Source organism: Thauera sp. ZXT1-4 (assembly GCF_052598215.2).
The window spans coordinates 42149-61995 of sequence record NZ_JBQWSN020000010.1; the positions used below are offsets into that span (position 1 = coordinate 42149).

At 66.3% G+C, this 19847-nt stretch carries 24 protein-coding genes; 15 read left to right on the top strand and 9 right to left on the bottom strand.

The window, feature by feature from the left end:
* Positions 1 to 8 precede the first annotated feature (8 nt).
* The 5 genes from ACUH78_RS09770 (at position 9) to ribD (ending at position 5334) form a co-directional block, all read left to right on the top strand.
* On the top strand, positions 9 to 596 hold the full coding sequence (locus ACUH78_RS09770; protein WP_445333357.1) for a TRAP transporter small permease subunit: 588 nt from the start codon (positions 9 to 11) through the stop codon (positions 594 to 596).
* On the top strand, positions 593 to 2296 hold the full coding sequence (locus ACUH78_RS09775) for a TRAP transporter large permease (protein ID WP_445333358.1): 1704 nt from the start codon (positions 593 to 595) through the stop codon (positions 2294 to 2296). Before ACUH78_RS09770 ends, ACUH78_RS09775 begins: the two co-directional genes overlap by 4 nt.
* 151 nt (positions 2297 to 2447) lie before the next feature.
* Positions 2448 to 3698, top strand: a complete 1251-nt coding sequence (gene glyA / locus ACUH78_RS09780; RefSeq protein ID WP_418364963.1) for a serine hydroxymethyltransferase — start codon at positions 2448 to 2450, stop codon at positions 3696 to 3698.
* Positions 3699 to 3743: 45 nt separating this feature from the next.
* A complete protein-coding gene (nrdR, locus tag ACUH78_RS09785) occupies positions 3744 to 4256 on the top strand; it encodes a transcriptional regulator NrdR (RefSeq protein WP_445333359.1) in 513 nt (170 codons plus the stop codon).
* Positions 4237 to 5334 (top strand): bifunctional diaminohydroxyphosphoribosylaminopyrimidine deaminase/5-amino-6-(5-phosphoribosylamino)uracil reductase RibD, encoded by a 1098-nt coding sequence (gene ribD, locus ACUH78_RS09790; protein WP_445333360.1) that lies wholly within the window; start codon positions 4237 to 4239, stop codon positions 5332 to 5334. The genes nrdR and ribD overlap by 20 nt, the downstream gene beginning before the upstream one ends.
* Before the next feature lie 18 nt (positions 5335 to 5352).
* On the opposite strand, the gene ACUH78_RS09795 is transcribed toward ribD, so the two are convergent.
* The 4 genes from ACUH78_RS09795 to ACUH78_RS09810 are packed head-to-tail and all read right to left on the bottom strand — an operon-like array spanning position 5353 to position 9340.
* Complete coding sequence (locus ACUH78_RS09795; protein WP_445333361.1) at positions 5353 to 6105, bottom strand: HesA/MoeB/ThiF family protein; 753 nt, start codon at positions 6103 to 6105, stop codon at positions 5353 to 5355.
* 10 nt (positions 6106 to 6115) lie between these two features.
* Positions 6116 to 6565: a hypothetical protein gene (locus tag ACUH78_RS09800; RefSeq protein ID WP_418365003.1), complete on the bottom strand. Its 450-nt coding sequence runs from the start codon at positions 6563 to 6565 to the stop codon at positions 6116 to 6118.
* A 23-nt stretch (positions 6566 to 6588) separates the two neighbouring features.
* A complete protein-coding gene (locus ACUH78_RS09805; protein ID WP_418364959.1) occupies positions 6589 to 7971 on the bottom strand; it encodes a S41 family peptidase in 1383 nt (460 codons plus the stop codon).
* 46 nt (positions 7972 to 8017) lie between these two features.
* Positions 8018 to 9340, bottom strand: a complete 1323-nt coding sequence (locus ACUH78_RS09810; RefSeq protein ID WP_445333362.1) for a murein hydrolase activator EnvC family protein — start codon at positions 9338 to 9340, stop codon at positions 8018 to 8020.
* 138 nt (positions 9341 to 9478) lie between these two features.
* Here ACUH78_RS09810 and ACUH78_RS09815 point away from each other — a divergent pair, with 138 nt between their 5' ends.
* The 6 genes from ACUH78_RS09815 to ACUH78_RS09840 all read left to right on the top strand — a co-directional run bounded on the left by ACUH78_RS09815 (position 9479) and on the right by ACUH78_RS09840 (position 12581).
* Entirely contained in the window at positions 9479 to 9808 is a 330-nt protein-coding gene (locus tag ACUH78_RS09815) for an ArsR/SmtB family transcription factor (protein ID WP_445333363.1), read from the top strand.
* A 50-nt stretch (positions 9809 to 9858) separates the two neighbouring features.
* Complete coding sequence (locus ACUH78_RS09820) at positions 9859 to 10275, top strand: rhodanese-like domain-containing protein (RefSeq protein ID WP_445333364.1); 417 nt, start codon at positions 9859 to 9861, stop codon at positions 10273 to 10275.
* 2 nt (positions 10276 to 10277) lie between these two features.
* Positions 10278 to 10547, top strand: coding sequence for a glutaredoxin 3 (gene grxC / locus ACUH78_RS09825; protein ID WP_418364955.1), 270 nt, complete (start codon positions 10278 to 10280; stop codon positions 10545 to 10547).
* A gap of 75 nt (positions 10548 to 10622) precedes the next feature.
* Positions 10623 to 11090, top strand: coding sequence for a protein-export chaperone SecB (secB, locus tag ACUH78_RS09830; RefSeq protein WP_418364954.1), 468 nt, complete (start codon positions 10623 to 10625; stop codon positions 11088 to 11090).
* 10 nt (positions 11091 to 11100) lie between these two features.
* Entirely contained in the window at positions 11101 to 11592 is a 492-nt protein-coding gene (locus tag ACUH78_RS09835; protein WP_445333365.1) for an SH3 domain-containing protein, read from the top strand.
* Positions 11589 to 12581: an NAD(P)H-dependent glycerol-3-phosphate dehydrogenase gene (locus ACUH78_RS09840; protein WP_445333366.1), complete on the top strand. Its 993-nt coding sequence runs from the start codon at positions 11589 to 11591 to the stop codon at positions 12579 to 12581. The genes ACUH78_RS09835 and ACUH78_RS09840 overlap by 4 nt, the downstream gene beginning before the upstream one ends.
* 8 nt (positions 12582 to 12589) lie before the next feature.
* Here ACUH78_RS09840 and ACUH78_RS09845 read toward each other — a convergent pair whose 3' ends face one another.
* Both ACUH78_RS09845 and ACUH78_RS09850 read right to left on the bottom strand, forming a co-directional pair.
* Entirely contained in the window at positions 12590 to 13099 is a 510-nt protein-coding gene (locus tag ACUH78_RS09845) for a tRNA (cytidine(34)-2'-O)-methyltransferase (RefSeq protein ID WP_445333367.1), read from the bottom strand.
* Between the two features lie 149 nt (positions 13100 to 13248).
* On the bottom strand, positions 13249 to 13968 hold the full coding sequence (locus ACUH78_RS09850) for a ComF family protein (RefSeq protein ID WP_445333368.1): 720 nt from the start codon (positions 13966 to 13968) through the stop codon (positions 13249 to 13251).
* A 58-nt stretch (positions 13969 to 14026) separates the two neighbouring features.
* On the opposite strand from ACUH78_RS09850, the gene bioB reads away from it, so the two are divergent.
* From bioB to ACUH78_RS09865, 3 genes are read left to right on the top strand one after another with little or no spacing between them, the layout of a single operon-like run.
* Positions 14027 to 15022, top strand: coding sequence for a biotin synthase BioB (bioB, locus tag ACUH78_RS09855; protein ID WP_445333369.1), 996 nt, complete (start codon positions 14027 to 14029; stop codon positions 15020 to 15022).
* Positions 15023 to 15033: 11 nt separating this feature from the next.
* A complete protein-coding gene (locus tag ACUH78_RS09860) occupies positions 15034 to 15957 on the top strand; it encodes a methyltransferase domain-containing protein (RefSeq protein WP_445333370.1) in 924 nt (307 codons plus the stop codon).
* Positions 15958 to 15985: 28 nt separating this feature from the next.
* The gene (locus tag ACUH78_RS09865; protein ID WP_435749664.1) at positions 15986 to 16633 is read left to right on the top strand and encodes a pyrimidine 5'-nucleotidase; all 648 of its coding nucleotides are present in this window, start codon (positions 15986 to 15988) and stop codon (positions 16631 to 16633) included.
* Here the strand turns inward: ACUH78_RS09865 and ACUH78_RS09870 are convergent.
* The 3 genes from ACUH78_RS09870 to yihA all read right to left on the bottom strand — a co-directional run bounded on the left by ACUH78_RS09870 (position 16609) and on the right by yihA (position 19093).
* Positions 16609 to 17154 (bottom strand): GNAT family N-acetyltransferase, encoded by a 546-nt coding sequence (locus ACUH78_RS09870; RefSeq protein ID WP_445333371.1) that lies wholly within the window; start codon positions 17152 to 17154, stop codon positions 16609 to 16611. The genes ACUH78_RS09865 and ACUH78_RS09870 overlap by 25 nt on opposite strands.
* The gene (gene hemB / locus ACUH78_RS09875) at positions 17144 to 18160 is read right to left on the bottom strand and encodes a porphobilinogen synthase (protein WP_445333372.1); all 1017 of its coding nucleotides are present in this window, start codon (positions 18158 to 18160) and stop codon (positions 17144 to 17146) included. Before hemB ends, ACUH78_RS09870 begins: the two co-directional genes overlap by 11 nt.
* A gap of 234 nt (positions 18161 to 18394) precedes the next feature.
* Positions 18395 to 19093: a ribosome biogenesis GTP-binding protein YihA/YsxC gene (yihA, locus tag ACUH78_RS09880; RefSeq protein WP_418364944.1), complete on the bottom strand. Its 699-nt coding sequence runs from the start codon at positions 19091 to 19093 to the stop codon at positions 18395 to 18397.
* A 121-nt stretch (positions 19094 to 19214) separates the two neighbouring features.
* Here yihA and ACUH78_RS09885 point away from each other — a divergent pair, with 121 nt between their 5' ends.
* Positions 19215 to 19844 carry a c-type cytochrome gene (locus ACUH78_RS09885; protein WP_418364943.1) on the top strand — a complete coding sequence of 210 codons (630 nt, stop codon included), beginning with the start codon at positions 19215 to 19217 and terminating at the stop codon, positions 19842 to 19844.
* Positions 19845 to 19847 lie beyond the last annotated feature (3 nt).

Consider the following 19847-nt stretch of genomic DNA (forward strand, 5'->3'; position numbering starts at 1 on the left):
GCCACCCCATGGGAAACCTCCTCCGCCTATCCAGGCTGATCGACGGGCTGACACGCATCGTGGGCAAGTCCACGATGTGGTTCGTGCTCGCCGCCACGCTGATCAGCGCCACGAACGCGATCGCGCGCAAGGTGTTCAACATCGGCTCCAACGCCTACCTCGAAATCCAGTGGTACCTGTTTGCGGCCGTCTTCCTGCTCGGTGCAGGCTATGCATTCCTGCAAAACGCCCATGTGCGCATCGACGTGCTCGCCAGCCGCCTGTCCATGCGTACCCGAAACATCATCGACATCGTCGGCATCGTGCTGTTCATGCTCCCGATGTGCTGGTTCATGATCGAGTTCTCCTGGCCGCTGGTAAAGAACGCGTATCTTTCGAACGAGATGTCCTCCAATGCGGGCGGCCTGATCCGCTGGCCGGTTTACGCCCTTGTTCCTGCCGGCTTCGCCCTGCTGGGGCTGCAGGCGATCTCCGAACTCATCAAGCGGGTCGCCTTCCTCAGGGGACTCGCGCCCAATCCGCTTCTGGCGGCCGTCGATGAGGTCGCCGACGCGACCGAGATCGCCCTCGCCTCCGTCAGCGAGACCCGCAAATGATCGAAATGCTCTCTTCCAGCCTGCCGCAGCTGATGTTTCTCGCGCTGGCGATCTTCCTGCTCAGCGGCTTTCCGGTCGCCTTCGCGCTAGCGGCAACGGGGCTGATGTTCGGCTTCATCGGCATCGAGATGGGCCTGCTGCCGGTGAGCCTCTTTCAGGCCCTGCCGCTGCGGGTGTTCGGCATCATCCAGAACGACACGCTGCTTGCGATCCCCTTCTTCACCCTGATGGGTCTGGTTCTCGAACGCAGCGGCATGGCGGAGGATCTGCTCGACACCGTAGGCCAGGTGTTCGGCCCGATCCGGGGGGGGCTCGCACTCGCGGTCATCCTCGTGGGCGCGCTGCTCGCCGCCACCACCGGCGTGGTTGCCGCGTCGGTGATCTCGATGGGCTTGATCTCGCTGCCGATCATGCTGCGCTACGGCTACAGCCGCGCGATCGCCTCGGGCGCGATCACCGCCTCGGGCACGCTGGCCCAGGCCGTGCCCCCCTCACTGGTGCTGATCGTGATGGCCGACCAGCTTGGCCGCAGCGTCGGCGACCTGTACCGCGGAGCCTTCCTGCCGGCGTTCATGCTGATCGGCATGTACGTGCTCTTCATCATCGGCTTGGCCATGTTCAAGCCGAAGATGGTGCCCGCACTGCCACCCGAGGCACGCCAGTATAGAGAACCGGACGGCAGCTCAGGCATGCGCTCGCTGGGCGTTTTCTCCATCTTCGTCACGGTCCTGACGGTCGCCTTCGGCTACTTCTACGCCGACATCGCCTCCGCCATCTCGGGTGTGGAGCGCACGCCCCCCACGGACGAAACAGTGGTCGTCTCGCTGACCGTCGGCACGCTGATCGCATTTTTTGGCGCCGCCCTGAACAAGCTCTTCCGCCTTGGCCTGCTGTCGCGCATCACCGAGCGCGTCACCTTCGTGCTGATTCCGCCGCTCACGCTGATCTTCCTCGTGCTGGGCACGATCTTCCTGGGCGTAGCCACTCCCACCGAAGGCGGCGCCATGGGTGCGGTCGGCGCGCTGCTGATGGCGCTGATGCGACGCCGGCTCGACATGCCGCTGCTCAAGCATGCGCTGCAGTCGACTGCCCGCCTGTCGACCTTCGTGCTGTTCATCCTCATCGGCTCGACGCTGTTCAGCTTCACCTTCATCGCGGTCGACGGTCAGCTCTGGGTGGAGCACCTGTTCGACAAGCTGCCGGGTGGCCAGATCGGCTTCCTGCTGTTCGTGAACCTGATGGTTTTCGTGCTCGGCTTCTTCCTCGACTTCTTCGAGATCGCCTTCATTCTGGTCCCCCTGCTGGCACCGGTGGCCGAAAAGCTCGACATCAACCTGATCTGGTTCGGCGTGATGCTGGCGATGAACCTGCAGACCTCCTTCCTGACCCCGCCGTTCGGCTTCGCCCTTTTCTACCTGCGCAGCGTCGCACCCGCGAAGCCCTTCCTCGATCGCGTCACAGGACGCGAAACGGAAGGCGTGAAGACGATGGACATCTACCGCGGCTCGATCCCCTTCGTGCTCATCCAGCTGTTCATGCTCACCTTGCTGCTGGTCTTCCCGGAGATCGTCACCTTCAGCCTCGACAAGCCGGTTGAATTCGACCCCGACTCCATGCAACTCGAGATCCCCGGCAGCTTCGGTGGTGGCTGGAATGACGGCGGCGGCAACGGCGGCGGGGTGGGGAACGGCGGCTGGTAAGCCCAGCGACGGAGATCCTCACGAGGCGCGCATCGTGTTCGATGCGCGCCTTTTTTTGTGCATGCGCGCACGTGATAAACTCCCGCGCTGAACCCAGCCCGCAGGCGAGCATGCGCCTGCGGCCGAACAAATCCTTCTTCGAGCTTCCGACATGTTCTCCTCGCAAGACACCCTCGCCAAATTCGACCCCGAACTGTGGTCCGCCATCCAGGCCGAAAACAAGCGCCAGGAAGACCACATCGAACTGATCGCCTCGGAAAACTATGTCTCCCACGCGGTAATGGAAGCCCAGGGCTCCCAGCTCACCAACAAGTACGCCGAGGGCTATCCGGGCAAGCGCTACTACGGCGGATGCGAGCACGTGGATGTGGCCGAGCAGCTCGCGATCGACCGCCTCAAGGCCCTGTTCGGCGCCGAAGCCGCCAACGTGCAGCCCAACTCCGGCTCGCAGGCAAACCAGGCCGTATTGATGGCCTTCGCGAAACCGGGCGACACCATCATGGGCATGAGCCTGGCCGAAGGTGGCCACCTCACCCACGGCATGCCGCTGAACATGTCGGGCAAGTGGTTCAAGGTCGTTGCGTACGGCCTGAACGAGAAGGAAGAGATCGACTACGACGCGATGGAGCGCCTCGCCCACGAGACGAAACCGAGGATCATCGTCGCCGGCGCGTCGGCATATTCGCTGCGCATTGACTTCGAGCGTTTCGCAAAGGTGGCGAGGGATGTCGGCGCGATCTTCTGGGTCGACATGGCCCACTACGCCGGCCTGATCGCTGCAGGCTTCTACCCCAACCCGGTGCCGCACGCCGACGTCGTCACCTCGACGACCCACAAGACCCTGCGTGGCCCACGCGGCGGGGTGATCCTGATGAAGGCCGAACACGAGAAGGCGCTGAACTCGGCGATCTTCCCGGGCCTGCAGGGTGGTCCGCTGATGCACGTCATCGCAGCCAAGGCGGTGGCCTTCAGGGAAGCAGCCTCGCCCGAGTTCCGCAACTATCAGGAACAGGTGATCGCCAACGCCCGCGTCATGGCGCGCGTACTGGGCGAGGAGCGCGGCCTGCGCATCATTTCCGGCCGCACCGAGTCCCACGTCTTCCTGGTCGACCTGCGCAACAAGAAGATCACCGGCAAGGCTGCGGAGGCAGCGCTGGGCAAGGCCCACATCACGGTCAACAAGAATTCGATCCCGAACGATCCCGAGAAGCCCTTCACCACCTCCGGCATCCGCATCGGCTCGCCGGCAGTTACCACCCGGGGCTTTACCGAGATCGAGGTCGAGAAGGTCGCACACATGATCGCGGACGTACTGGATGCGCCGGACGACGAGGGCGTGATCGAACGCGTGCGCGCCCAGGCGGCCGAGCTGTGCGCAAGATTTCCGGTGTACGGCGAGTAAGGCGCACAAAGGGGGCGGTCGACGCCCCCATGCGCCGCGCAGCCCATGAAATGCCCTTTCTGCGGTGATCCGAACACCCAGGTCACCGACACTCGCGAGAACGAGGACGGCGACGTCGTGAGGCGTCGCCGTCGCTGCGTGAAATGCGACAAGCGTTTCACCACCTACGAGCGCATCGATCTGAAGATGCCGCACATCGTCAAACGCAACGGCAACCGGACCGAGTTCGACCACGCCAAGCTCGCCGGAAGCATGAAGCTGGCCCTGCGCAAACGCCCGGTGACAATCGAGGCGATCGACGCCGCCCTTGACCGCATCGAGGCCAGGCTGCTGGCGCTGGGCGAACAGGAAGTGCCGAGCGAGAGGATCGGCGAACTGGTCATGAAGGAGCTCAAGAAGCTGGACAAGGTCGCCTACATCCGCTTCGCGTCGGTGTATCGAAACTTCGCCGACGTCGATGAGTTCTCCGAAGTGATCCGCGAGGTGCAGACGCGTCCACGCCGCGCCAAGGTTTCCAAACCCGAATCCGACCCCGAGCATGACCTTTTCGGCGGCTGACCATGCTGCCATGGCGCGCGCGCTGCAACTCGCAGCCCGCGGCCTGGACACTACCTCCCCCAATCCGCGCGTCGGCTGCGTGCTGGTGCGCGACGGGGAGATCGTGGGCGAAGGCTGGCACGAGCGCGCCGGCGAGCCGCACGCCGAAATCCACGCCCTGCGCGCAGCGGCGGGCGCAGCCCGCGGCGCCACCGCCTACGTGACCCTCGAGCCCTGCTCGCACTTCGGCCGCACACCGCCCTGCGCCGATGCGCTCATCGACGCGGGCGTGACGCGCGTGGTGGTCGCCATGGTGGACCCCAACCCCCTGGTTGGCGGTCGCGGTCTGGAGCGCTTGCGCGCGACGGGCATCCGCACCGAGTACGGCCTGCTCGAAGATGAGGCGCGCGAACTCAACATCGGTTTCGTGTCCCGCATGACGCGCGGCAGGCCCTGGGTGCGCTTGAAGGCCGCAGCCACCCTGGACGGCAAGACCGCGCTCGAGAACGGCGTCAGCCAATGGATCACCGGTGCCGCCGCCCGTGCCGATGGCCACCGCTGGCGCGCCCGCGCCTGTGCGGTCCTTACCGGCATCGGTACCGTGCGCGAGGACGACCCCCAGCTCACCGTGCGCGACGTCCCCTGCACGCGACAGCCGCTACGCATCCTGGTCGATGCAGGTCTGCAGGTTTCACTCGCTGCGCGCATCCTTCAGGGCGCGCCCATCCTGATTGCCACCGCAAGCGCGGACGCAGCGCGCATCACCGCGCTACGCGACCGTGGCCACGAGGTACTGATCGTGCCCGATGCCGCGGGCAAGGTGGATCTCCCCCAACTGTTGCTGCAACTGGGCGCGCGCGGTCTCAACGAGATCCACGTGGAAGCCGGTTTCAAACTCAATGGATCGCTGATGCGCGAAGGTTGCGTGGACGAAGTGCTGCTGTACCTCGCGCCAATGCTGGTCGGGGACGCGGCACACGGACTGTTCAACCTGCCCGCACTCGCGGCCCTAGAGGGCGCCACGCGGCTCGACATCCGCGACCTGCGAATGATCGGGCCGGATCTGCGCCTGATCGCCCGTCCGCGCTCCGCTGCCTGAAAAGCAGGCTCGGTCCGCTCAGGCCCGTCGGCTACAAACCGCGCAGCCCGGGTCGCGTGCAAGCGAGACGCTGCGCCACTCCATGGACAGCCCGTCCAGCAGCAGCAAGCGCCCATCCAGGGTGGTGCCGCAGCCGATCAGCAGCTTCAGGGCCTCGGCCGCCTGAATCGTGCCGATGATGCCGACGATGGGTGCAAACACCCCCATCACCGCGCAGCGAACCTCTTCCAGATCCTCCCCCTCGGGAAACAGGCAGTGGTAGCAGGCGCCGTCGGAGTTGCGCAGGTCGAACACCGAAACCTGCCCGTCGAAGCGGATCGCGGCCCCGGAGACCAGGGGCTTGCGCAAGCGCACGCAAGCGCGGTTGATCGCATGGCGGGTGGCGAAATTGTCGCTGCAGTCGAGCACCACGTCGGCACGCTCGACTTCCTCTTCCAGCGCCGCGCCCGAAAGGCGCTGCCGGATCGGATCGATGTGGGTCTCCGGATTGAGCCGATGCAGGGTCTCGCGCGCAGAAACCACCTTGGGCGCCCCCACCCGGTCGGCGCTGTGGAGGATCTGGCGCTGCAGATTGGTGAGATCGACCTCGTCGTCGTCTGCAATGGCGAGTGTGCCCACACCCGCTGCCGCGAGGTACATCGCTGCCGGCGAACCCAGTCCGCCCGCCCCGACGATCAGCGCACGCGCATCAAGCAAGCGCTGCTGCCCTTCGACATCGACCTCGGGCAGCAGGATGTGGCGGCTGTAGCGCAGCAGTTGATCGTCGTTCATCGAATGGAGGCTACTTGTACTCGCGCAGTTCGGGGGGCGTGTCGTCGTGATCACCGTGCAACTGGTGGTCCCAGGCCTGAATGTACACCTCGTGCGACTGTTTGATCAGCCGCTCGGGCGAAAGCAGGTTGTGGCGCTGCGTTTCCTCGCAGAAATACACCAGGGCGCGCACCAGCTTGACGTAAAGCGAATTCTCAAGCGCGAAGCCGGCATCACGCAGGGCGTCCTCGAGCGTCTCGAGCGAATAGTCGAGCACCGAGTAACGCACGACGATCGTCAGGGTCTCGTCGTCACGCTCTAGTTGCAGGCCCTTCAACGCCTGAAGCGCCTTCCAGGCCCGCTCGACCTGCCCGGGAGGCAGGCCCTTGAAGCGGATCTCACGCTGCTTGTGGATGTCGGCGCCAGGCAAGGGACGGTCGTGATGCCTGCCAGCCAGCTTGTAGGCGGTCTCCCTGCGCATCATTCCCCTCCCATCCTCATGGTTTATTTTTCATTCTGGACGATCTGCTCACCCTTGAGAAGGCGAATTGCCTGCTGGAGTTGGTAGTCGTCCTCCCCTCCGAAATCGAAACGCACCGGCTCCGTCTCTTCCTCGCTCTCGGCGGGCTTGCCCTCCGCCTTCTCGGCGGCGGCCTTGGCTTCGGCCTCGGGGTCACGATCATTGCCGAGATGGCGAAGCAGGTCAGCCTCGCGCACGCGGCGGCTCGAGCCGTTGGCGCTTTCCTCCACGATGACGTCGGGCTCGATGCCCTTTGCCTGGATGGAGCGGCCGCTGGGGGTGTAATAGCGCGCCGTCGTGAGCTTGATCGCGGTGTTGTTGTTGAGCGGCAGGATGGTCTGCACCGACCCCTTGCCAAAGGTCTGGGTGCCGATCACCGTGGCCCGCTTGTGATCCTGCAGCGCGCCGGCCACGATCTCCGAAGCCGAAGCCGAACCCGCGTTGACCAACACCACCATTGGCACTTCGCGCGCCACCGAAGGCAGGCGACGCAGGAAGTCGTCCCGCGTTCCGCGCAGGTAGTCGGCCGGAGCGGCGCGGTATTCGCGGCGCGCATCCTCGGTGCGACCGTCAGTCGACACCACCAGCGTATCCTGCGGCAGGAACGCCGCCGACACCCCGACTGCACCGTGCAGCAGGCCGCCCGGATCATTGCGCAGGTCGAGCACCAGACCCTGCATCGGCCCCTCGGCGGCGAGCTTGTTCAGGTGATCCACCACCGAAACGGCCGTGTTCTCCTGGAACTGCGCGACACGCAGATAGGCATAACCCGGCTCGATGAGCTTCGACTTGACGCTCTGGACCTTGATCACCTCGCGCGTGAGCGTGATGACGATCGGCTGGGACTGCCCCTTGCGCATGATGGTCAGCGTGATGTCGGTCTTGGGCTTGCCGCGCATGCGCTTGACCGCATCGTTCAGACTCATGCCCTTGACCGGCGTGTCGTCAAGTTTGACGATCAGGTCGCCCGCCTGCACTCCGGCACGGAACGCGGGGGTGTCCTCGATCGGGGAGATGACCTTCACGAAGCCATCCTCCATGCCGACCTCGATGCCCAAGCCGCCAAACTCGCCCTGGGTACCCACCTGCAGATCCTTGAACGCCTCCGCGTCGAGGTAGGCCGAGTGCGGATCCAGGCCCGACAGCATGCCGCTGATCGAATCGGTGATGAGCTTTTTGTCCTCGACCGGCTCGACGTAGCCCTGCTTGATCGCGTTGAACACATCCGCGTACGCGCGCAACTCATCGACCGGCAGCGGCACCTGCACGCTGCGGTCGGCACTGGCGGAAAAATTGAGACTGATCAGGACGCCGGCGACCATGCCGGTCATCACGAGGCCGAACTGTTTCAGCTTGCTGCTGCGCATGAGAACTCCATTGATGCGCCGGCGACTTGGCCGGCCTTGCCTTCGGTCAGTTGAGCCGCACCCACTGCATCGGGTCGAGCGGCTGACCGCCGTGGCGGATTTCGAAGTATAAACCCGATTCGTTGCCCACTCCGCCTGCGCCCACGCTGGCGATCACGTCACCACCGCCCACGCGCTCGCCCACATCCCGGAGCAGGGTGTCGTTGTTACCGTAGATGGAAAGGTAGTCACTGCCGTGGTCGACGATGATGAGATTTCCGTACCCGCGCAACCAGTCCGAAAAGACCACCTCTCCGCCCGCGATCGCACGCACTTCCATCCCCGAACCGGCGCGGATGAACACCCCCTTCCAGGTCGTGCCACCCTCGGCTCTTTGAGCGCCGAAGCGCCCGACAAGTTCGCCCCGCACCGGAAAGCGCATCTGGCCGCGCAGATCCTTGAAGCGCACCCCGGATGGGGTCGGCGCTGCCGCGGCGCGCACCTCGCCCACCACCGGCTCCACCCTGCGCGGGAGGCTCGGCCGCGCATTGCCCGCGGCCGAGGCAGTGGGCTGCTCCGCCGCCTTGCGCTCGGCCTCGCGCTGCGCGGCGAGCAGCCGGGCGGCCTCACGCTCCGCCTGGGCACGGGCGCGCTTCACCAGCGTGTCGATGACCTGCCCGAGACGCTTCTCGTCCTGCTGCAGGCTGCCGACCGCCTTCTTCTGCGCCTGGAGCTCGCCCGCAACCCTCGCCAGCACCTGCTTGCGCTGCTGCTGCTCGTGTTCGAGGGACTTCCTGCGCGCACGCTGCTCGTCCTCGAGGGTCGCGAGCCGGTCGCGGCGCTGCTGGATTTCCTCAGAACGGCGCTGCGTCTCCCGCATGTCGGCGCGCAAGCCATCGATCAGCGCGACGCGCGCCCGCCCGAGGTGCTCGAGATAGTGTGCATCGCGCGCAAGCTGGTTCGGGTCGCGGGCGGACAGGAGGGGCGCCACGCCGTCGGCCGCGCCATGCACGTACTGGCGGCGCAGCCATTCACCAAGCTCACTGCGCCGGCTGTCGATGCGCCCCGCGGTTTCGCGCTGCTCGGCCTCCAGCACGCCCAGCTTCTTCTCCGCATCCTTACGCTCCGCCTCAAGCTGCGCGAGCTCCCTGGCTGCACGCGACACGGCGCGCTCGGCCTCGGCAAGCGCCTTCGCCGCTTCGGAACGGCTTGCCTCCGTACGGGCCATCTCCTGCTGCAGGTCGCGGATGCGCTGCTTCAGATCAGCCAGATCCGAACGGTGCTCGTCGATCTGGCCGGAAGGAGGCTGCGCCTGCGCGGGCGAGACGCACCACAAGGCGCCAACAAACCAGGCGCAGACGAACAATCCACAAAAACGTGGGCGCGGCATGCTGCGTCCCGGACGCGATGGAGAAATGGGAGGAGTGGAGGCTGGCACGAAACTGGTGGTAAACCCTTGCTTGCAGGATGTTCTGCATGGGCGCAACGCAATATTTTATACTAACGTTTTGCCCGCGCCGCCCCTATCGTGAACCAGAATGACATCCTCACGCTCATCGACCGCCATGAGCACATCGAAACAGCGGCCCGCGCGCTCAAGGCCATCGCCCACCCCCTGCGCCTCAAGATCCTCTGCGTACTCGGCGACGGAGAGGAGTGCGTGCAGGAAATCGTCGATGCCGTCGGCACCTCGCAAAGCAATGTCTCGCAGCACCTCGCGATCCTGCGTGACAAAGGCGTGCTGCAGACGCGCAAGGACGCCAATCGCGTCTTCTACCGCGTCGGCGATCAGCGCACGCTCCAGCTCATCGTGCTGATGCGCGAGGTCTTCTGCGGCGTGGACGCATCCGGAAGCTGAGCACGCGCTCATTCACGCATTCCTTCCCACCCTGACGGAGCCCCTTTCAAGTGGAATTCCTGCAACAAAATTGGCATTGGGCGGCCCTTGCAGCCGTCTCCGGGGCCTGGTTGATGGTCGAGCTGATCCGCAGCCGCGGCGACGAAAGCCAGGTCTCCCCGGTCCAGGCAACGCTGCTCGTGAACCGCGAGGATGCGATCGTCATCGACGTGCGCGAGCAGGGCGAATACGCCCAGGGCCACATCCCGAACGCACGCCACATCCCATCGGGCGAGTTCGAGCGCCGTGGCAAGGAGCTGGAAAAGCTGAAAGATCACCCGGTGATCCTGTGCTGCGCCACCGGCGGCCGCGCCAACAGCTGCGCCGCCCAGCTCCGCAAGACCGGCTTCACCCGCATCTACAACCTGCGTGGCGGCATGATGGAATGGCAGAAGGCCGGCCATCCGGTGAGCCGCAAGCGAAAATGAGCATGCAGCCCCACGTCCGCATGTACGCCACCGCGACCTGCCCTTTCTGCATCCGCGCCGAACAGCTGCTGATGCACAAGGGCGTGGCCGGGCTCGAGAAGATCCGCGTCGACCTCGACCCCGTCCGCCGCGAGGAAATGATGAAGCTCAGCGGTCGGCGCACGGTTCCACAGATCTTCATTGGCGACTACCATGTCGGCGGCTGCGACGACCTCTTCGCGCTCGAAGAAGCCGGCCGCCTCGACCCGCTTCTGCAGGGCGAATCCGCTTGACCGCCTGAACATTCTGCCGGCGTGTCCCCGGCCGGCGCACCCATCACCAATCCACTCCAACCCGGATCCATCCCAATGTCTGAACAGAACACCCAGCCCGTCTTCTCGATCGAAAAACTCTACGTCAAGGACCTCTCCGTCGAGGTACCGGGCGCACCTCAGATCTTCCTCGAGCGCGAGAACCCGCAGATCAATGTGCAGCTGAGCACCGCCGGACGCGCCATCGAGGATGGCGTGTACGAGATCACGCTCACCGTGACCGTCGACGCCAAGATCAGCGAGGACCGCACCCTGTTCCTGATCGAGGTTGCACAGGCAGGCATCTTCCAGATCCGCAACGTGCCGCAGGACGACCTCGAACCGGTGATGATGATCGGCTGCCCCAACATTCTCTTCCCCTACGCTCGCGAGGCTGTGTCCGATGCGGTCACCCGCGCAGGCTTCCAGCCAGTCCTGCTCGCGCCGGTCAACTTCGAGACGCTCTACCAGTCGCAGCGCCAGCAAGCCGCCGCGCGCGCCGACGGTGAAGTGCCGATCCAGTAAGGAATCCCCCATGAAGCGCACGCCCAGCAGCACTGCAAAGCGCCGTCCGGGGCTGCGCCTCGCCACCCTCCTCGCGCTTTGCTCGGCCTCCAGCCTCGCGGGTGCGCAGGCAGGCGGGCCCGGAATCCAGTACAAGTCCGCCGGCCCCTCGCTGGTCATGCACGACGCGCCTTCCCCCCAGGCCCGCGCGCTCTTCCGCCTGCTCCCCGGCACCCCGGTCGAGGTAGTCGTCACCCAAGGCGGCTGGCTACGGGTGCGCGAGCCCGAAGGCACCCTGAACTGGGTCGAGAGCCACGCGCTCAGCGAGCAGCGTACCGTCATCGTCACCGCCGAGCGCGCGACCATCCGGCACCAGCCGCAGGCCGACGCTCAGGCGGCCTTCGAGGCGACACGCAACGTCGTGCTGCAACTCGTCGAACCGGCCCAACTGGGCTGGGCGCGGGTGCGCCATGCCGAAGGCCTGGAGGGCTACGTGCGCGCAAATGAGGTCTGGGGCCTGTGAGCCGCTGCCGGATCACGGTGTTCGGCGCGGGCGCCTGGGGCACTGCGCTCGCCCAGGCATTCAGCGCCTCGCACGATGTTCGACTGTGGGCGCGCGACCGCGCCCAGCTGGCCAGCATCGCGGAGAACCGCGAGAACCTTCGCTACCTTCCCGGCGTGCGCCTGCATGACGCGCTCGCCATCGACCCCGACTTCGAACACGCCGCCCGCCATGCCGAACTGCACCTGGTGGTCACCCCCCTGGCCGGCTTGCGGAGCACGGTACGCGCGCTGCGCGCGCTGACGCCCAACACCCCCCTGCTGTGGGCGTGCAAGGGCTTCGAAGCGGGTAGTGGCCGCCTGCCGCACGAGATCGTTGAAGAGGAACTCGGCGCCACTGCACCCTGCGGAGCCCTCACCGGGCCGAGCTTTGCAGCGGAGGTTGCACGCAGCCTGCCGGCAGCGGTCGCGCTCGCCGCACGTGACGGCGAATTCGCGCGCCACTGGGTCGGCGTGCTGCACCAGCCGCGCCTGCGCATCTACGCCAACACCGACCTCGTCGGCTGCGAGGTCGGCGGTGCGGTCAAGAACGTGATGGCGATCGCCGCCGGCGTTTCGGACGGCATGGGCTTCGGGCTCAACGCACGTGCAGCGCTGATCACGCGCGGCCTGGCAGAGATCACCCGTCTGGCGCGCGCGCTGGGTGCCCGCTCCGAGACCCTGATGGGGCTCGCCGGCATGGGCGACCTGATCCTGACCTGCACCGGCGATCTTTCGCGCAACCGGCGCGTTGGCCTGGCCTTGGCGGAGGGGAAAAGTCTGGGCGACATCCTGCGTGAGCTCGGCCACGTCGCCGAAGGGGTCTCCACCGCGCGCGAGGTGGTACAGCTTGCGCACCGGCACGGCGTGGAGATGCCGATCTGCGAGGCCATCGACGCTTTGCTCCACCACGGCATGAATGCGCGCAGCGCAGTCGAGCGCCTGCTCGCACGCGACCCGCGCGAGGAGTGAGCGAGGCGCTACGGCGCGGCCACGGCTGCTGCGCCAGGAGCAGCCTCATCCACCCCGGCCGCACCCTCAAAACCACGCTGACGCCAGCCTTCGTACACCACGACCGCCACTGCATTCGACAGGTTGATGCTGCGGTTCGTCGGCCGCATCGGGATGCGGATCCGCCGTCCGGCCGGAAATCCATCCAGCACGGTCTGGGGCAGGCCGCGGCTCTCGGGTCCGAAGACCAGCGCGTCCCCGGGCTGGTAAGCCACCCGGTCATGGCGCTCGCTTCCCCGGGTGCTGAGCGCAAACATGCGCCTGCCCGCAAGCGCCGCCAGACAGGCATCCCAGTCCCCGTGCACCGTGACGCAGGTGAGATCGTGATAGTCCAGCCCCGCACGCGCCAGATGCCGGTCGGAAAGATCGAAGCCGAGGGGCGCCACCAGATGCAGACGCGAACCGGTATTGGCCGCGAGGCGAATGATGTTGCCGGTATTGGGCGGGATTTCGGGCTGATAGAGGACGATTTCGAACATCTGCGGGATACATGATCATGGATACGCACCCGGCTTCGTAACAGACGCTGGACGCGAAATGCTGGACGGGAGTCTAACGCCACGCAGCATCGAGCGCATCGTGCCCCGACCAGAAAAGACCAGCACAGGCGAGGCGCGGGATGCACCTTTCAGCCGGGCGTCAGCGTGCGGGCGACGACCAGGTTGCCCACCCAGCTCGCCCCTTGGCGCTTGAGACAGCGCGCCAGTTCATCCAGCGTGGCGCCGGTGGTCATCACGTCATCGACCACGATCACGCGCTGCCCCGCCAGGGACGTGCTGCCCCCGAAAGCGCCGCGCGGACTGCGCAGTCGAGCCTCGCGATCGAGCCCCGCCTGCGGCGGGAGGTCGCGCAGTTTGTTCACCACGGCCAGTCCGAGCGGCAAACCACACGCACGCGCCACCGGCCGGGCGACCTCAACCGCCTGATTGAAGCCGCGCTCGGCCAGTCGGCGCGGATGCAGCGGCATCGGAACGAGCAGGTCCGCACCCTCGACAAAACCCGCACCACGCTCAAGCAGCGCCTGCCCGAAAAACTCGGCCAGCGCCAGGCGACGCTGGTATTTCAGCGCATGCACCATGACATCCACCGGAAAGGCGAACTCGAACACCGCCAGGGTTGCATCGAAGGCAGGCGTCTCGCGGGCGCAGGCACCACACACACCCCCGTTCAGTCCGGGTAGGCCGCAGCACGGACAGGCTGAATCAGGCCGGCGCGGCAGACCCGCATTGCACGCGGCGCAAAGGGCCATGCCCTCGGTGCGCACCCCGCACAGGAAGCAGTCCTGAGGCGCGAGCAGATCGACGACCTGCAGCCAGAGCGCGCGCAGCGCGTGTGTTGAATTTGACAAGGTTTCCGTCCTTGGAAGAACATGCGGGCCTCCATAATTACAGCCTGACGGGCCAGAAATGACAACGCATTCCGCCATCCTCCAGCGCATCGATGAACCCCGCCGGGCCGAGCCGGCCGACCGGAAACGCTGGGCCGTCGCCGAGGTCGAGGCGCTCTTCGACCTGCCCTTCTTCGATCTGGTGTTCCGTGCCCAGCAGGTCCACCGTGCGCATTTCGACGCCAGCGCGATCCAGCGCTCGACCCTGCTCTCGATCAAGACCGGCGGCTGCTCGGAAGACTGCGGTTACTGCTCCCAGTCCAAGCGCCACCACACGGGCCTCGAGCCCGAGCAGCTGATGCCGATCGACGAGGTGCTCGACAAGGCACGCGCGGCAAAGGCCCGCGGTGCAACGCGCTTCTGCATGGGTGCAGCCTGGCGTGGCCCGAAGGACCGGGATCTGGAGCCGGTGGTGGAGATGGTGCGCGAAGTCAAGGCACTCGGCCTGCAGACCTGCGTGACCCTGGGCATGCTGAGGGATGGCCAGGCCGAGCAGCTCGCCCAGGCCGGGCTCGACTACTACAACCACAACATCGACACCGCGCCCGAGTTCTATGGCCGCGTGATCACCACGCACACCATGCAGGACCGCCTGGACACGCTCGAGCGCGTACGTTCGGCCGGCATCAATGTTTGCAGCGGCGGCATCATCGGCATGGGCGAATCGCGGCTCCAGCGAGCCGCACTGATCGCCCAGCTCGCCAACCTGCCCAAGCCCCCGGAGTCCGTGCCCATCAACAACCTGGTGGCGATTCCGGGAACCCCCCTCGCCGAGGCCGAAGCCCTCGACCCCTTCGAGTTCGTCCGCACCATCGCCGCTGCCCGCATCACGATGCCGGCAAGCTTCGTCCGTCTTTCGGCCGGCCGGCAGGAGATGAGCGACGAACTTCAGGCGCTGTGCTTCATGGCCGGTGCAAACTCCATGTTCTACGGCGAGCGCCTGCTCACCACCGACAACCCCGACGCCGACCGCGACGACCGCCTGTTCGAACGACTGGGCCTGCGCGCGATTTGAGCGACCAGCCCATGCCCACCTCCAGCGCCGACTCGAGCAGCGCGTTCGCGCTGGACCATCACCTGCTGCGGCGCCGCTTCGAGCGCGCCGCCGCCAGCAGCGACGACTCCGGCCCCCTGATGCGCGAAGTGGCACGGCGCATGGACGAGCGCCTGGACTACATCCGCGTCGAGCCTCGCCGCGTCCTGGACCTGGGCTGCGGCACCGGCGCAGACCTGCCGCGCCTTGCGGAGCGCTTCCCCGACGCGCTGCTGCTCGCAGCCGACTTCGCGCCCGCCATGCTCGATCGCGCGGGCGCCCGTGTGCGACCGACGGCCGGACGCGGCGGACTGCTGCGACGCCTGCTCGGCCCCCCTCCAGCCCTGCCGCACCTGCTTGCGGACGCCCGCAAGCTCCCGATTGCCCGCGCCAGCCTCGGTCTGGTGTGGTCCAACCTCATGCTTCCCGCGCTCGACGATCCTTCTCCGGTATTCCGCGAAGTACATCGCACGCTGGAGGTGGGCGGCCTGTTCATGTTCACCACCTTCGGCCCGGACACGCTACGCGAGCTGCGGGCAGCGCTGCCCGCACGAAGGGGCGATCGCGTGCACCGCTTCATCGACATGCATGACCTGGGCGACACGCTGATCGAGGCCGGGTTTTCCGACCCGGTGATGGACATGGAGATCCTGACCCTGACCTACGCCGACCTCGACGGCCTGATGGCCGATCTACGCGCCAGCGGAGGCGCCAACGCGGCCGATGGACGTCCACGCGGCCTGTCCGGGCGCAGGGAATGGGCCGAGGCACGCGCCAGCTACGAACGCCTGCGCCACGACGGCCGCCTGCCTGCCACCTTCGAGATCATCCAGGGCCACGCCTGGAAGGCCCCCCCGAGGACGACCGAGGACGGGCGCAGCGTCGTGCGCTTCGAACCCCGCCGCACGGCTCGCTGACATTACCGCCCCTGCACCAAGGACGAAGATGCCCACCCAACCCGTCTGGCTGTTCGACCTCGACAATACGCTGCACAACGCCAGCCCGCACATCTTCCCGCACATCAACCGCAGCATGACGCGCTACCTGGAGCAGCACCTGGGTCTGGCGCCCGACGATGCCAACGCGCTGCGCAACCAGTACTGGCACCGCTACGGCGCCACCATGCTCGGACTGATGCGGCACCATGGCACCGACCCCGATCACTTCCTGGTCGAGACGCACCGCTTCGACCGCCTGCACGAGATGATGGTGTTCGAGCGTGCGCTGCGCGGCATGCTCCGCCATCTGCCCGGGCGCAAGATCGTGTTCTCGAACGCGCCGCGCCACTATGCCGAGGCCGTGTTGCGCATCATGGGCATTCACCGCCTGTTCGAGGACGTGATCGGCATCGAGGACCTGGGCTACCAACCCAAGCCCGGCATCCGCGCCTACCGGACCCTGCTGCACCGCCAGCGCCTGCGTGGAACACAGTGCATCATGCTGGAGGATTCCGTGGTCAACCTGCGCACCGCCAAGCGCCTGGGCATGCGCACCGTACTGGTGGGTGGAGGACTGCGCACGCCGTCCTACGTCGACCTGCGCATTCCGAACATCCTCTCGCTGCAGCGTCAGCTTGGGCGGCTGCTCGGCTGACGGGCCGCCATCAGGCGGGCGCCATCGCCGTAGCCCAATGGCACCGGCTGGTCGATCGGCACGAAATCGTGCCGCTGCCAGAAGGCGACGGCGTCTTCCAGCGCGACCAGTACCATGCGCCGCAGGCCCGCACGCGCACACCAGTCGCGCACGCGATCGAGCAGGGCGGCTGCCACGCCCGCGCCACGGGCCTCAGGAGACACCGCCAGATCATGCAGGAAGGCGAGCCGCTCCCCTTCGGGCAAGCGCGGGAGTTCGGCATGCAGCGCGGGCGGCGCGATGCCTGCCCACGGGTGCGCGAGCACATAGCCGACGCCGCGCCCGTCCAGCTCGGCAATCCAACACGCCTCAGGCGCAAGGGCAAGCTTGCGCGCCAGCACGGAAGCAGACTCCTGATAGGCGTCGCCATACGCAGCCCGCTGCACGGCGAGTACCGCATCCAGGTCGGCGGCGGTCAGCGCGCGCGTGCTGGCGGTGCCGCGACTGAGGTCGTGGCCCGACGAGCCGACCTCAGTCGCCATCCTTGAGCCAGCGTGCGGCATCGAGCGCATAGTAGGTCAGGATGCCATCGGCGCCGGCACGCTTGAACGAGAGCAGCGCTTCCATCGCGCAGGCACGCTCGTCAAGCCAGCCATTGGCTGCAGCCGCCTTGAGCATGGCGTATTCGCCGCTCACCTGATAGACGTAGGTCGGCACCTCTAGCTCGCGCTTCACTCGCCGCACGATGTCCAGATACGGCATGCCCGGCTTGACCATGAACATGTCCGCGCCCTCGGCGATGTCGAGCGCGACTTCACGGATCGCCTCGTCGCTGTTGGCCGGGTCCATCTGATAGGTGTGCTTGTTGCCCTTGCCCAGGTTCCCGGCCGAACCGACGGCATCGCGGAAGGGGCCGTAGAAACTGGAAGCGTACTTGGCGGAGTAGGCCAGGATGCGTGTATGAATGTGCCCGCCCGCGTCGAGTTCGGCACGGATGCGGCCGATGCGGCCATCCATCATGTCCGAGGGGGCAACCACGTCGGCGCCAGCCTGCGCGTGGCACAACGCCTGCTTGGCGAGCGCCTCGAGCGTCTCGTCGTTCATCACGTAGCCACGCGGATCGGCCGGATCGATGAGGCCGTCCTGTCCATGGCTGGTGTAGGGATCGAGCGCGACATCGGTGATCACGCCAAGCTCAGGGAAGCGCGCCTTGAGCGCCTGCACGGTCCGCGGCACCAGGCCCTCGGGGTTCCAGGCCTCCTCGGCACCGTCGGTCTTGCCGGCAGCGTCGATCACCGGGAACAGCGCCAGCGCCGGCACGCCGAGCGCCAGCGCCTGGTCGGCCACGCGCAGGAGATTGTCGATCGAAACGCGCTCGACGCCCGGCATGGAAGGCACACCCTCGGTGCGTGCGCTGCCATCGAGCACGAACACCGGGTAGATCAGGTCATTGCTCGTAAGCACGTTCTCACGCATCAGACGGCGCGAAAACTCGTCGCGGCGCATGCGGCGCATGCGGGTGGAGGGAAACGCTCCAGTGGGTCGCATCGTGTTCTCTCTCAAATCATGGGTCGGGTCCGGTCCGACCGCAGCCCCGCCGTGTCGCGACGCAAGGGCGCCCGGGAACCGGGTGCGAAGACCGCGAATGCAAAAAACACGGAACTTCGCGCAAGAGTCTCCATCTTAGCAAGCAGATGGTGTCCGGCGCCGCGCGCCGGCCATCTCCCGCTTCACCTCCCTGAGCGGGTGCCTCACGCCCGGTGAGGCATTTTTGGCCCCCGACTATGTCCCCTGGTCGGGGGCTTTTGTTTGTTCCAGGCCCTCGGCCGGCACGCAGGCGTCACCCGCATCGGCCTCACCCCCGGAGTCGTCGGGCGCTGGCTGCAGGTCGCCCAGGAGCCACCCGCCGATCACTTTCTCGGCCTCCTCCACGCCGCTCTTCTTCAGGCTGGAAAACAGCTGCACCGTAACCTGCGGACCCAGCGGCGCGAGCGCGCGGCGTACCTCCTGCAGGACCGCCGCAGCCGCTCCGCGCGAGAGCTTGTCACTTTTGGTGAGCAGAACATGAATGGGACGCCGGGACACCGCGAACCAATCGATCATCTGCCGGTCGAGCGGGGTGAGCGGATGGCGCGAATCCATGATCAGCACCAATCCGATCAGGCTCTCACGCTTCTTCAGGTAGGTTTCGATCAGGCCTGCCCATTCGCGGCGAACCTTCTCGGGCACCGCCGCGTAGCCGTAGCCGGGCAGGTCAACAAGCAGCGCGCCGCTGTTGAGCCGGAAGAAGTTGAGAAGCTGGGTGCGCCCCGGCGTCTTGGAGACGAAGGCAAGTCGCACATGACCAGCGAGCGTGTTGATCGCGCTCGACTTGCCGGCGTTCGAGCGCCCCGCGAAGGCGATTTCCGGGCCGGACGGTGGCGGCAAGCCGGAGGGCTTGGCGATCGATATCTCGAATTGTGCGTTGCGGAACAAAGGCATCTAGGAAGGGGCGAAAAGGCGGTTGGCTATGGAAGAAAGCCTCCATCGCATCGCGCAATCAGGCTTTCCTGTATTAGAATACCGCGTTTGAAACATTCACTCACGGCTTTCCGAGGACATCATGATCAAGCGTTCCCTGCTGCTCTCGTCGCTGCTGCTGCTTGCCGGCAGCCTTCAGGCCCAGGACCAGGCTCCGGACCTCGCCAAGGCAAAACAGACCGCCGAGACCGTCTGTGCTGCCTGCCACAACATCGATGGCAACAGCGCACTTCCGGCAAACCCGAAGATCGCCGGCCAGCACGAAGACTACCTCTTCAAGCAGTTGCGCGAATTCAAGAGCTGGAACGGCAACCCGCCGGTGCGTGAGAACGCGATCATGGGCGCGATGGTGGCCGGCCTGGAAGAAGCTGACATGCGCGGCCTCGCCCAGTACTTCGCCGGCTTCGAACTTCAGCCGGAAGCGGCGCAGAACCTCGAGACGATCGAACTCGGGCAGCACATCTGGCGCGCCGGCATCCCCGAGAAGGGCGTCCCCGCCTGTGCCGCCTGTCACGGCCCCGCCGGTTCCGGCATGCCGGCGCAGTATCCGCGCCTGTCGGGTCAGTTCGCCGAGTATCTCGATGCGCAGATGAAGGCCTTCCGCGACAACGTGCGCGCAAACGACCCGAACAACATGATGCGTGCAATCGCGATCAAGATGACCGATCCCGAGATCAAGGCCGTCTCCGACTACGCTGCCGGCCTGCGCTGAACT

Bases quoted from the DNA above. Each gene is read 5' to 3' on its own strand.
- grxC (WP_418364955.1), top strand. From the start codon at position 10,278: ATGCAGCCCCACGTCCGCATGTACGCCACCGCGACCTGCCCTTTCTGC.
- ACUH78_RS09845 (WP_445333367.1), bottom strand. From the start codon at position 13,099: ATGTTCGAAATCGTCCTCTATCAGCCCGAAATCCCGCCCAATACCGGC.
- hemB (WP_445333372.1), bottom strand. From the start codon at position 18,160: ATGCGACCCACTGGAGCGTTTCCCTCCACCCGCATGCGCCGCATGCGC.
- ACUH78_RS09800 (WP_418365003.1), bottom strand. From the start codon at position 6,565: ATGCGCAGGGAGACCGCCTACAAGCTGGCTGGCAGGCATCACGACCGT.
- ACUH78_RS09865 (WP_435749664.1), top strand. From the start codon at position 15,986: ATGCCCACCCAACCCGTCTGGCTGTTCGACCTCGACAATACGCTGCAC.
- ACUH78_RS09860 (WP_445333370.1), top strand. From the start codon at position 15,034: ATGCCCACCTCCAGCGCCGACTCGAGCAGCGCGTTCGCGCTGGACCAT.
- ACUH78_RS09805 (WP_418364959.1), bottom strand. From the start codon at position 7,971: ATGCGCAGCAGCAAGCTGAAACAGTTCGGCCTCGTGATGACCGGCATG.
- ACUH78_RS09795 (WP_445333361.1), bottom strand. From the start codon at position 6,105: ATGAACGACGATCAACTGCTGCGCTACAGCCGCCACATCCTGCTGCCC.
- secB (WP_418364954.1), top strand. From the start codon at position 10,623: ATGTCTGAACAGAACACCCAGCCCGTCTTCTCGATCGAAAAACTCTAC.
- ACUH78_RS09775 (WP_445333358.1), top strand. From the start codon at position 593: ATGATCGAAATGCTCTCTTCCAGCCTGCCGCAGCTGATGTTTCTCGCG.
- ACUH78_RS09835 (WP_445333365.1), top strand. From the start codon at position 11,101: ATGAAGCGCACGCCCAGCAGCACTGCAAAGCGCCGTCCGGGGCTGCGC.
- ACUH78_RS09810 (WP_445333362.1), bottom strand. From the start codon at position 9,340: ATGCCGCGCCCACGTTTTTGTGGATTGTTCGTCTGCGCCTGGTTTGTT.
- ACUH78_RS09870 (WP_445333371.1), bottom strand. From the start codon at position 17,154: ATGGCGACTGAGGTCGGCTCGTCGGGCCACGACCTCAGTCGCGGCACC.
- glyA (WP_418364963.1), top strand. From the start codon at position 2,448: ATGTTCTCCTCGCAAGACACCCTCGCCAAATTCGACCCCGAACTGTGG.
- yihA (WP_418364944.1), bottom strand. From the start codon at position 19,093: ATGCCTTTGTTCCGCAACGCACAATTCGAGATATCGATCGCCAAGCCC.
- bioB (WP_445333369.1), top strand. From the start codon at position 14,027: ATGACAACGCATTCCGCCATCCTCCAGCGCATCGATGAACCCCGCCGG.
- ACUH78_RS09770 (WP_445333357.1), top strand. From the start codon at position 9: ATGGGAAACCTCCTCCGCCTATCCAGGCTGATCGACGGGCTGACACGC.
- ribD (WP_445333360.1), top strand. From the start codon at position 4,237: ATGACCTTTTCGGCGGCTGACCATGCTGCCATGGCGCGCGCGCTGCAA.
- nrdR (WP_445333359.1), top strand. From the start codon at position 3,744: ATGAAATGCCCTTTCTGCGGTGATCCGAACACCCAGGTCACCGACACT.
- ACUH78_RS09885 (WP_418364943.1), top strand. From the start codon at position 19,215: ATGATCAAGCGTTCCCTGCTGCTCTCGTCGCTGCTGCTGCTTGCCGGC.